Origin of the sequence: Dietzia sp. CW19, assembly GCF_014145265.1 — a bacterium.
Taxonomy (GTDB): Bacteria; Actinomycetota; Actinomycetes; order Mycobacteriales; family Mycobacteriaceae; genus Dietzia; species Dietzia natronolimnaea.
In genome coordinates this window covers 1-3,676 of sequence record NZ_JAALEE010000421.1, presented here as the reverse complement: position 1 = coordinate 3,676, position 3,676 = coordinate 1, and the positions used below count along the sequence as shown (strand labels likewise).

The window sequence follows — 3,676 nt, the reverse complement described above, 5'->3', positions numbered from 1 at the left end:
TGGAGGACGCCGACCTCGTCGTCGTCGCCGTCCCCGTCCCCCACGCCGCGCCGCTCCTGGCCGCCGCCGGTGGGGTCGACGGCGCCGTGTCCGGCCTGTCCGGGATCCGGACCGCCTCGTCCGCTGTGGTGGCGATGGAGGTGGACCGGGGGCTCGACCTGCCCGAGCTCTCCGGGGTGTTGGTGGCCACCGACGAGCCGGTCCCGTTCAAGGCGATGACCTTCACCAGTCGCAAGTGGCCTCACCTCGACACCCGACCGGGTCACCTGGTGCGGGTGTCGTTCGGTCGGCTCGACGACGACGACGTGCTCACCGCGGACGACATCGCACTGGCCCGGATGGCCGAGTCCGCCCTGGCCGGGGTGTGCGGATCCGCACCGACGATCCTGTACTCGCGTGTCCGCCGCTGGGAGGATGCGCTCGCGGAGATCGGTCCGGGACACGCCGACCGGATCGCGGGCGTACGGGCCGAACTGGCGGACCGGTTGCCCGGGGTGGAAGTGGTCGGAGGGGCGACCGAGGGGGTCGGAGTGCCCGCGTGCATCGGTTCGGCACGGGCCGCGGCCCGGCGGTTGGCCGCCGGGTGGCAGGATTGAGCCATGGCACGCCTTGACTACAAAAAGCTCAACTCGACGCTCCGCTACCTGATGTTCTCGGTCTTCACCGTGACGCCCGGGGAGCTGGGGGAGGACCGGGCCGCGGTCACCGCGGACCTCGAGCGGTTCCTCGCCCGGTTCGACGGCACCGACGTGGTGGTCCGCGGACTGTACGACGTCTCGGGGCTCCGCGCCGAGGCCGACTTCATGATCTGGACCCACGCTGAGCACATCGAGGACCTGCAGCGGTTCTACAACGAGTTCCGGCGCACCACGATCCTGGGTCGGGCCAGCACGTCCTACTGGTCCAACACCGCTCTGCACCGACCGGCCGAGTTCAACAAGAGCCACATCCCGGCGTTCCTCGCCGAGGAGGAGCCGGGCGCGTACATCTCCGTGTACCCCTTTGTCCGCTCCTACGAGTGGTACCTGCTCCCCGACGAGGAGCGTCGCCAGATCCTCGCCGAGCACGGGCGCGCCGCCCGCGAGTACCCGGACGTCCGGGCCAACACCGTGCCGTCGTTCTCTCTGGGCGACTACGAATGGCTCCTGGCCTTCGAGGCCCCGCAGCTGGACCGGATCGTGGACCTGATGCGCGTCATGCGTAGCACAGAGGCGCGGCGTCACGTCCGTGAAGAGGTCCCGTTCTTCACCGGGCCCCGGATCAGCGCCGAGCAGTTGGCCACCACGATGCCCTGAGACGGCTCAGCGCCGCGGGGATCGACGCGAGGGGCCGGCCGGGACCACAACGTCCCGGCCGGCCCCTGCGTTGTGCGTTCAGTCCTCGGCGGGCTCGAGGGTCATGCTCAGCGAGTTTATGCAGTACCGCAGGTCGGTGGGGGTGGGGTAGCCCTCGCCGGAGAACACGTGACCGAGATGGCCGTGGCAGTTCGCGCACACCACCTCGGTGCGGGTCATCCCGAGGGTCGTGTCGGTCCGCTCGATGACGGACCCCCCGGCCAGCGGCGTGAAGAACGAGGGCCAGCCGCAGTGGGAGTCGAACTTGGCGTCACTGCGGAACAGTTCTGCCCCGCAACCGCGGCAGCGGTAGACCCCCTCGGTCTTGGTGTCGGTGTACTCCCCGGTGTACGGCCGCTCGGTGCCGGCCCGGCGTAGTACCTGGTACTCCTCGGGGGTCAGCCTGCGGCGCCACTCGGCATCGTCGAGGGTGAAGTCCGGTTGCGTCGTGTTGGAGGGGGTGTCGGTGCGCTCACTCATGTCCGCAGGCTACGCCGCCGCGGCGGCCGGTGCGATCCGCTCGTGACGGCGCGGGTCCGTCCGCCGCCAGAGCAGGATCACCAACACCGTGCACAGCAACAACAGCCATCCGAGCGTGGGATGGGCGAACTCCAACAGTCGCCCGTAGTACGGCCACCGGGCCGACTCCCAGAAGTCCAGCGTGAAGAACCCGTACGCCGCCAACCAGGCGGGCCAGTTGCGCACCAGGGACTTGTCCAGGACCACGGTGAGCATGATCGGGATGAGCATCATCGAGTAGTACATCTGACCGAGGCTGGAGACCAGGAACACGCCGGCCAGGATGACACCGGAGGTGGTGGCCAACCACAGCACCTCGTGGTTGTGCCGGTAGTCCAGTAGGAGCCACACGGCCACCAGGGTGGCCACCACGATGAGGATCCGGGCCACCAGGATGAGTGGTTCGGGGACGCCGTAGTACAGACCGAGGCCGGCGAGGGAGCTGTTGTAGTAGTCGCGCACCTCGCCCATGTACGGCGCGGTCACCTCGAGGTACCGCCCGGCGTCGACGGTGAGCGCCCAGCCCGCGGCCATGGTGGCGGCGGGGATCGCCACGGCGGCGACGAAAGGCTGCCACTGACGGCGTATCAGCGGGATGACCAACAGTGGGGCGAGCATCGGTTTGATGGCCAGGGACAGGCCCATGGCCACACCGGCCCACCACAGTCTCCGGCGGTGGAGGAGGTACAGGAACGCCACCTGGCACAGGAAGATCACGCCGTTGACGTTGGTGAAGACCAGGGTGTTGGTGACCGCCTCGGTGCAGAAGGCCCCCAGGAGGATCGCCGGGGCCGCGAACGACCGTACGTCGAGGTCGAACAACCTCATGAGGAGCCACAGCGCGCCGATGATCGCCGCGGTGTTGACGAGGATGAACAACCACCGCGCGACGGTGTAGTTGTCGATCACGCCGAAGGGGGCCAGCAGGAAGGTGCCGCTCGGGGCGTAGAGGTAGTGCGGCTGGACCGTGAGCAGGTTCTCGCTGTACACGGGTTCGCCGGCGAGGAAACGTCTGGTCGCCGCGTAGACGGTCCCGAAGTCGTTGGTGATCGATCCGTTGACGGCCTTGATCAGGACGCGGTGGATCACGGTCATGATCGCCAGCGGCCACAGGATGTGGTTCAGCAGGCGGGGCACGGAGTCAGTGCTTCGGGTCGGCAACGGCACGGTGTGCAGGCTACCGGCCCGGGTCGCGGCCCCCACGCAGGCGCCCCGGTCAGGAGGGACAGGCCACGGAACGGTCGACGGTGGCCGGGTCGGCGAGGAACTCCGTGACGGTCGATCTGGCGCACGCGGAGTGGAGGACCACGCGCGATCCGGGTGCACCCCAGGTGAGGACCCGGATGTCGCCGGCCCCTGCGGCCGACAGCATCCCCGCGGTGGGTTCCAGCGCGGCGGCACCGGCCACGGGGTCCGCGATCCCACCCATCAGCAGCACGGGCGCGGCGCCAGGTAGCTCCAGCGTGGACTCTCCCGGGACGGGCCAGGTCGAACACGCGGACAGCTGGGCGGCGAGGATCTCCCCGAAGGGTGCGTCATCCGTCCATTCTGTGGCGAGTTCCGGGACGCGGCTCACCGGCACCCGCCGGGGCAGATCGGAGCACCCCGCGACATAGGGCAGTGACGAGCTCGTCAACGCCTCCGCCCGGGCACGCACCGGGGATCCGGGCGAGTCCTCGCCCGGGCCCGCCTCCGCGATGTCGCCGAGGATCACGTCCCCCTCGGACGCCTCCGCCGCGGAGGCACCGGACAGGTCGGCGAGGGCGGAGCGGATGACGTCGGACAGGAGGGCGGCGGGCACGCGGGCACCCGGGTCCCGTGCC

5 protein-coding genes are annotated in these 3,676 nt (G+C 69.8%); 2 read left to right on the top strand and 3 right to left on the bottom strand.

Annotated elements, in window-relative coordinates; translation table 11 throughout:
• Both G6021_RS12505 and hemQ read left to right on the top strand, forming a co-directional pair.
• Positions 1–596: FAD-dependent oxidoreductase (locus G6021_RS12505; protein WP_182641429.1), on the top strand; the 596-nt coding region annotated here is incomplete at its 5' end.
• A gap of 3 nt (positions 597–599) precedes the next feature.
• Complete coding sequence (gene hemQ / locus G6021_RS12500; protein ID WP_182638614.1) at positions 600–1,295, top strand: hydrogen peroxide-dependent heme synthase; 696 nt, start codon at positions 600–602, stop codon at positions 1,293–1,295.
• A 78-nt stretch (positions 1,296–1,373) separates the two neighbouring features.
• Here the strand turns inward: hemQ and msrB are convergent, their stop codons facing one another.
• The 3 genes from msrB to G6021_RS12485 all read right to left on the bottom strand — a co-directional run.
• Positions 1,374–1,814: a peptide-methionine (R)-S-oxide reductase MsrB gene (msrB, locus tag G6021_RS12495; RefSeq protein ID WP_182641428.1), complete on the bottom strand. Its 441-nt coding sequence runs from the start codon at positions 1,812–1,814 to the stop codon at positions 1,374–1,376.
• A gap of 9 nt (positions 1,815–1,823) precedes the next feature.
• Positions 1,824–2,990, bottom strand: a complete 1,167-nt coding sequence (locus G6021_RS12490; RefSeq protein WP_182641427.1) for a glycosyltransferase 87 family protein — start codon at positions 2,988–2,990, stop codon at positions 1,824–1,826.
• A 79-nt stretch (positions 2,991–3,069) separates the two neighbouring features.
• A partial coding sequence (locus tag G6021_RS12485; protein WP_182641426.1) for an alpha/beta hydrolase occupies positions 3,070–3,676 on the bottom strand: 607 nt, incomplete at its 5' end.

Bases quoted from the DNA above. Each gene is read 5' to 3' on its own strand.
- msrB (WP_182641428.1), bottom strand. From the start codon at position 1,814: ATGAGTGAGCGCACCGACACCCCCTCCAACACGACGCAACCGGACTTC.
- hemQ (WP_182638614.1), top strand. From the start codon at position 600: ATGGCACGCCTTGACTACAAAAAGCTCAACTCGACGCTCCGCTACCTG.